Here is a 6693-nt window from a genome sequence, read left to right as displayed (position 1 = left end):
CCACAATCCCCCGCACACCAGCCCCCCCGTGCCGGGATCACGGCGCCGATCATGCGCCCCGTCGTGCCACTCGTCATGCCCCTGGTCATGCCCCCGGTCATGCCCGGTCGCGCCCGCCGACCGTCCCCGGCGCCATGCGCCCCGACAGGTCCTGCTGCATCGTCTCGATCCGGTTGCGCTGCGGCTCGGGATACGCGGCCAGCGGTGGAAACCCACCATGCAGTGCCTGGAGATACACATCGCGCGCCACCGGCGCCGCCGCCGAGGAGCCGCCGCCGCCGTGCTCGATCACCACCACCACCGCATAGGCCGGCGCCTCCTCGGGGCCATAGCCCACGAACAGCGCGTGGTTGCGCCGGTTCCACGGCAGGTCCTGCTGCCGGCGCACACCGGCTGCGCGCTCGGCGGCGGTGATCGAGAACACCTGGCTGGTGCCGGTCTTGCCGGCCAGGCGCGCGGATGACTCCACCACGCGCGAACTCCACGCGGTGCCGCGGCGGTGGTTGACCACCTCGCTCATGCCCTGGCGCACCACCGCCAGCGCGCGCGCATCCAGCCCCAGCGCAGGCGTCTCGGCGGGCGGCTCCTCGCGGCCGCCGATGGCGCGCACCAGCCGCGGCGCCACCGCGCGGCCCGTCGCCAGCCGCGCCGTCATCACCGCCAGCTGCAACGGCGAGGACAGCACGAACCCCTGCCCGATCGAGGCGTTGATGGTGTCGCCCACCTGCCACGCCTCACCGCGCCGGTCGCGCTTCCATTCGCGCGTCGGGTTCAGCCCGGCGGCCACCGACGACATCGGCAACGCATGGCGCACCCCCATCCCGAGGCGTTCGGACATCGCGTTGATCCGCTCGATCCCCAGCCGCTGGCCCATCTCGTAGAAATAGACGTCGCAGCTTTCGCTGATGGCCGAGACCAGGCCCACCCGGCCATGCCCGCCCCGCTTCCAGCAATGGAACCGGCGCCCCGAGATATCGACATGGCCGGGGCAGAACACCCGCTCCTCGGGCACCGTCACCCCGGCCTCCAGCGCCGCCAGCGCCACCGCCATCTTGAAGGTGGAGCCGGGCGGATACACCCCCTGCACCGTCTTGTCGACGAGCGGGCGATACGGGTCGTCCAGCAGCGCCCGGAAATCGGGCACCGAGATCCCGTGCGCGAACAGGTTGGGGTCATAGCTGGGCGAGGATGCAATCGACAGCAGATCGCCCGAGCGCACGTCCATCACGATCACCGCGGCACTTTCGCCCGCCACGCGGGCCTGCACGAAGGCTTGCAGGCGGTGGTCGATGGTCAGCTGCACGTTGCGCCCCGCCGTGCCCTCGCGGCGGTCCAGCTCGCGCATCACCCGGCCCACGGCGTTGACCTCGATGCGGCGGGTGCCGGCGCTGCCGCGCAGCGCGTGCTCCATATGGCGTTCCACACCGATGCGCCCGATCTGGAAACCCGGAAGTTGCAGCACCGGGTCGGGCACCTCCTGCTCGGCGATGTCCCGCTCGCTGACGGCCCCGACATAGCCCACCACATGCGCCAGCCCCCCCGCCAGCGGATAGTGGCGCGACAGGCCGACCTCGGGGGTGACGCCCGGCAGCGCGGGGGCGTTGGCGGCGATGCGCGCGATCTGGTCCCAGCTCAGCCGCTCGGCGATGGTGACGGGAACGAAGGGGCGGTGGCGGCGGACCTCGCGCAGGGTGCGCTCCACCACCTCGTCGGGCAATTCGATCAGCCGCGCCAGCCGACCGAGGACCTCCTCCACGTCGCCGGCATCCTCGCGCACGATGACGACGCGGTAGTTCTGCTCGTTGCCCGCCACGACCGCGCCGGTGCGGTCGTGGATCAGCCCGCGTACCGGCGGGATCAGGCGGATGTTGATGCGGTTCTCCTCGGCCAGCAGGCGGAACTGGTCGGCCTCGGCCACCTGGATCTGGCGCATCCGACCCGCGAGCATCAGCATCCCCGCGCCCATCATGCTGCCCAGCAGCAGCGCGCGGCGGGTGACGCGGCGGGCGCCCTCGGCGGTGTCACGGGTGGTGCGTTTCATCGATGGCTCCTCACAGCGGGCGGCCCAGCGCGTCGACTTCTCCGGTGGCGGGCTTGCGCACGCGCAGCACCGCGTGGCTGAACAGCACCACCAGCGGATAGGCCAGCATCGTCGACACCAGTTGCACAAGACTGGCCCCCAGCGGCGCGGGATCGACGAACACCAGCACCAGCACCAGCCGCCCGGCCAGCCACATCGCCGCCATCACCGCCGCCACGAATGCCCACTCCAGCGCGAACGGCAGCTCCCGCATCAGCGGCTGGCGGCCGCGCAGGAACTCCGAGCCGGCCAGCACCATCAGCGCCCACAGCCCCGGCGGGCGCATCAGGAGCAGGTCCTCGAGCACGATCACCCCCACCACCAGCGGCGCGGGGACATAGTCGGGCCGGCGCAACACCCACGCCAGCACGAGGCACACCAGCACATCCGGTCCCGGCAGCCCGTGTCCCGGCACCCCCAGCGGCAACATCCGCCAGAACAGCGACACCCCCGCCAGCCCCACGAACACCGCCCAGTACCGCCACGGCGTGTACGAGACCGCCTCAGCCATCCCCCGGCGCCCCCTGCGCCAGCGCATCACCCGTCCGGCCTGTTCCGGTCTGGCCCGCTCCCGCCTGGCCTGCCTCGAACGGGACCAGCAGGCGGCCGGGGTCCTCGATCCGCTCGGTCGGCTGTGCGCGCAGCACCCGCAGGAACTCCAGCCGTTGCAGGTCCGCCGACAGCCGCACCCGCAGGCTGCGGTCGGCGCCCATCGCGACCTCGCCCACCAGAAGACCGGCGGGAAAGACCCCGCCGTCGCCCGTCGTCACCACCCGGTCGCCCGGGCGCACCTGTTCGGGGCTTTCGAGGAAATCGACCGGCGGCAGCGGCCCGTTGTCACCCGCCAGGATCGCCCGCTGCCCCGAGGGCTGGATCACCACCGGCACCCGGCTGTTGGAGTCGGTGACCAGGATCACCCGCGCGGTCTGGCTGCCCACGCCCGACACGCGCCCCACCAGCCCCAGCCCGTCCATCACCGCCCAGCCGTCGCGGATGCCGTCGCGCGCGCCCACGTTCAGCAGCACCGAACGCCGGAACGGCGAGCCCGAGTCCGCCAGCACCACCCCCGTCAGATGCGTCAGCCGCGGGTCCAGCCGGACCTGGTTCAGCTCCAACAGGCGGGCGTTCTGCTGCTCCAGCTGCAACGCCGCCTCGCGCCAGGCGCGCATCTGCTGCAATTCGCGGCGCAATTCCTGGTTCTGTTCGTGGATGCGGGCATGGAATCGCAGATCCTCCAGCAGCCCCGCCGCGCGCGTGACCGGCGCCAACGCCCAGTCGAAACTGGGCACCACCCGGTCGATCACGGCGATGCGAAACCGCTCCATCCGGGGGCTGTCGATCCGCCACAGCGCGAACATCGCCACCAGACCCAGCACGAGCATCCCCACCAGGATGCGCCGCACCGGCCGGTTGATGTCACTGTTCCCGCCCCGATCGCGCGTCACCCTCGCCCCCCGCTGTGCCGAAACGGGGCAGGCCCGCGCGGGGGCTCACCCCCGCCGGGTCCGCCCCGGCCCGGCCGTTGCATCCGCGCCCGCCGCGCCGGGTTCGACCCCGGCGCTGTCGGCCTCAGCTGTCGTAGTCGATCGCATGACGCAGCTGGCGCTCGTATTCCAGCGCCTTGCCGGTGCCCAGCGCCACACAATTCAGTGACTCGTCGGCGACCGAGATGGCAAGCCCCGTCTGTTCGCGCAACGCAAGGTCCAGCTCGCCCAGCAGCGCCCCGCCCCCCGTCAGCATCACGCCGCGATCCACGATGTCGGCCGCCAGATCCGGCGGCGTCGCCTCCAGCGCCAGCATCACCGCCTCGCACATCGCCTGCACGGTTTCCGACAGCGCCTCGGCGACCTGCGCCTGGCTGATCTCGATTTCCTTGGGCACGCCGTTCAGCAGGTCGCGCCCGCGGATCTGGAGCACCGCACCGCGCCCGTCGTCGGGCATGCGCGCGGTCCCGATGGAGGTCTTGATGCGCTCCGCCGTCGCCTCGCCGATCAGCAGGTTCTGCTGGCGACGCAGGTAGGAGATGATCGCCTCGTCCATCCGGTCGCCGCCGACGCGGACCGAGCGGGCATAGACGATGTCGCCCAGGGACAGCACCGCGACCTCGGTGGTGCCGCCGCCGATGTCGACCACCATCGACCCGGTGGGATCGGTGATCGGCATCCCCGCCCCGATGGCCGCCGCGATCGGCTCCGCGATCAGGCCCGCGCGGCGCGCGCCGGCCGACAGCACGGACTGGCGAATCGCGCGTTTTTCGACGGGCGTGGCGCCATAGGGCACGCAGACGATGACCTTGGGCTTGGTGAAGGTGGTGCGGCGGTGGACCTTGCGGATGAAGTGCTTGATCATCTCCTCGGCCACGTCGAAGTCGGCGATGACGCCGTCGCGCATGGGCCGGATCGCCTCGATGCTTCCGGGCGTGCGCCCCAGCATCAGCTTGGCATCCTCGCCCACCGCGAGCACCTGCTTCTTGCCGTCCTTGACGTGGTAGGCCACCACCGAGGGCTCATTGAGGATGATGCCCCGTCCCTTGACATAGACGAGCGTGTTCGCGGTGCCGAGGTCGATCGCCATGTCGGACGAGAAGAGACCCGAGAAAAGCATGCAGGCACCTTGCGTTTGATGACCCCGCGCCCGGCGCGGCCACGGGACGGAAGGGGTATGGGTGGAGACAGGCCTGCGGGCGCACCCCACGGCCTGGACGCGCGTCCTTATAGGCGCGCGCGGGTCACAGCGTAAAGGGGCCGTGCCGGACCGCGCGGCGGCAATCCGCCGGATCCCGCGCGCCGGTGCCCGCCCCGGCGGCACGCGGCCAGCCTGTCGCCCGCGTGCCGCCGGGGCGCGGCCCCATCACAGGCCCAGTCACGGCGCCGTCACGGGCCCGGGCGTGCAGGCTCAGCCCAGGCCCGCGCGGGCGAACATCTCGCGCAGGTTGGCCTCGGCGCGCGCGCCGATGTGGCTGATCACCTCGGACGCCGCGAGGTTGCCCATCCGTGCGCTGGTCTCGGGATCGTGACCATGGGTCAGTCCCCACAGGAACGCGCCCGCGAACATGTCGCCCGCGCCGGTCGCATCCACGACCCGCGTGGGCACCGCGGGAACATGCCAGCGCTGCTCGCCCGACAGCACATGCACGCCGTTCTCGCTGTCGGTGGCACAGACCATCCCGACCTCGGCGCGCGCGGCCTCCATCGCGTCCTCGAAGCTGCCGCCGAACATCGCCTGCATCTCGGCGCGGTTGGCAAACAGCAGGTCCACATCCGCCCCGATCATGGTGCGGAACGCCGCGCGGTGGCGCTCCACGCAGAACGGGTCCGACAGCGTCAGCGCGACCTTGCCGCCCGCGCCCTTGGCGGCCTCGATGCCGCGGGCGAACGCCGCGTGGCTGTCGGCGCCGTCGAACCGGTACCCCTCCAGGTACAGCCACTCCGAGGCCGCGATGGTCCCCGGGTCGACATCGTCGGGCCCCAGATGCTCGCTCACCCCCAGATAGGTGCTCATCGAGCGTTCCCCGTCCGGTGTCACCAGCACGATGCAGCGCCCGGTCTCGGACGCCGCGTCCTTCGGCGCGGCCGGTGTCTCGAACACGGCGCCCTGCGCGCGCAGGTCATGGGCAAAGATCCGGCCCAGCTGGTCGTCCTTGACCTTGCCGACATAGGCCGTGCGCCCGCCCAGCGCCGCCAGCGCCGCGATGGTGTTGGCGGCCGAGCCCCCCGAGACCTCGCGCGCAGGTCCGATGCGGGCATAGAGCGCCACCGCCCGCTCCATGTCGACAAGCTGCATCACCCCCTTTCCCACGCCGTTGACGGCCAGGAACTGGTCGTCGGTATGGCTGATGATATCCAGGAGCGCGTTGCCGATGCCGGTGACGTGGAAGCGTTTCATGCGGTCTTTTCCTCGAATGGGCAGAGATCATGGATCGGGCAGGTCCCGCAGGCGGGCTTGCGTGCCTTGCAGATGTAGCGGCCGTGCAGGATCAGCCAGTGGTGGGCGTGGCGCTGGTAGTCGGCGGGGACATGGTCCTCGATGGCGCGCTCGACGGCGTCCACGGTCTTGCCGGGTGCGATGCCGGTGCGGTTGCCGACGCGAAAGATATGGGTGTCCACCGCCTGCGCGGGCATCCCCCACCACATGTTCAGAACCACGTTGGCGGTCTTGCGCCCCACACCCGGCAGCGATTGCAGGGCGGCGCGCGAACACGGCACCTCGCCGCCGAAATCGTCGATCAACCGGCGGCTCAGCGCGATCACATGGCGCGCCTTGTTGCGATACAGCCCGATGGTGCGGATGTGGGCGATCAGCCCGTCCTCGCCCAGTGCCAGCATCTTTTCGGGGGTGTCGGCGACGGCGAACAGCCCGCGGGTGGCGCGGTTCACGCCCACGTCGGTGGCCTGCGCCGACAGCGCCACCGCCACCAGCAGGGTAAAGGCGTTGGTATGCTCCAGCTCCCCCTCCGGCGCGGGATCGGCCGCGGCGAAGCGGGCAAAGATCGCCCGAAGGGTGAGGTAGTCGAGCTGACGCGCCATGGCGTCTGCGTATGGACCGCGCGCCGCGCCCGGACAAGCCCCCCGCAGGCCCTCCCCCCGGCGATCGCTGGCCCGGCGATCCCTGGC

General features: G+C 71.5%; 6 protein-coding genes. All 6 read right to left on the bottom strand.

The genetic code is table 11. From position 1 onward, the window contains the following. Positions 1-97: 97 nt before the first annotated feature. Positions 98-2041 (bottom strand): penicillin-binding protein 2, encoded by a 1944-nt coding sequence (mrdA, locus tag CCR87_RS07780; protein WP_201156982.1) that lies wholly within the window; start codon positions 2039-2041, stop codon positions 98-100. Between the two features lie 10 nt (positions 2042-2051). Next, on the bottom strand, positions 2052-2591 hold the full coding sequence (locus CCR87_RS07775) for a rod shape-determining protein MreD (protein WP_201156981.1): 540 nt from the start codon (positions 2589-2591) through the stop codon (positions 2052-2054). Then, positions 2584-3525 (bottom strand): rod shape-determining protein MreC, encoded by a 942-nt coding sequence (mreC, locus tag CCR87_RS07770; RefSeq protein WP_201156980.1) that lies wholly within the window; start codon positions 3523-3525, stop codon positions 2584-2586. Before mreC ends, CCR87_RS07775 begins: the two co-directional genes overlap by 8 nt. A gap of 124 nt (positions 3526-3649) precedes the next feature. Then, complete coding sequence (locus tag CCR87_RS07765) at positions 3650-4684, bottom strand: rod shape-determining protein (protein ID WP_201156979.1); 1035 nt, start codon at positions 4682-4684, stop codon at positions 3650-3652. 291 nt (positions 4685-4975) lie between these two features. Further along, positions 4976-5965 carry an adenosine kinase gene (locus tag CCR87_RS07760; protein WP_201156978.1) on the bottom strand — a complete coding sequence of 330 codons (990 nt, stop codon included), beginning with the start codon at positions 5963-5965 and terminating at the stop codon, positions 4976-4978. Further along, positions 5962-6606, bottom strand: coding sequence for an endonuclease III (gene nth / locus CCR87_RS07755; protein WP_201156977.1), 645 nt, complete (start codon positions 6604-6606; stop codon positions 5962-5964). Before nth ends, CCR87_RS07760 begins: the two co-directional genes overlap by 4 nt. Positions 6607-6693 lie beyond the last annotated feature (87 nt).

This window comes from Rhodobaculum claviforme (genome assembly GCF_016653255.1).
GTDB classification, from domain to species: Bacteria; Pseudomonadota; Alphaproteobacteria; order Rhodobacterales; family Rhodobacteraceae; genus Rhodobaculum; species Rhodobaculum claviforme.
This window is presented reverse-complemented; position numbering and strand designations above follow the sequence as displayed.

What these genes read in the sequence shown, in the direction of transcription:
- CCR87_RS07760 (WP_201156978.1), bottom strand. Translation starts at nt 5,965, where the DNA reads ATGAAACGCTTCCACGTCACCGGCATCGGCAACGCGCTCCTGGATATC.
- CCR87_RS07775 (WP_201156981.1), bottom strand. Translation starts at nt 2,591, where the DNA reads ATGGCTGAGGCGGTCTCGTACACGCCGTGGCGGTACTGGGCGGTGTTC.
- CCR87_RS07765 (WP_201156979.1), bottom strand. Translation starts at nt 4,684, where the DNA reads ATGCTTTTCTCGGGTCTCTTCTCGTCCGACATGGCGATCGACCTCGGC.
- nth (WP_201156977.1), bottom strand. Translation starts at nt 6,606, where the DNA reads ATGGCGCGTCAGCTCGACTACCTCACCCTTCGGGCGATCTTTGCCCGC.
- mrdA (WP_201156982.1), bottom strand. Translation starts at nt 2,041, where the DNA reads ATGAAACGCACCACCCGTGACACCGCCGAGGGCGCCCGCCGCGTCACC.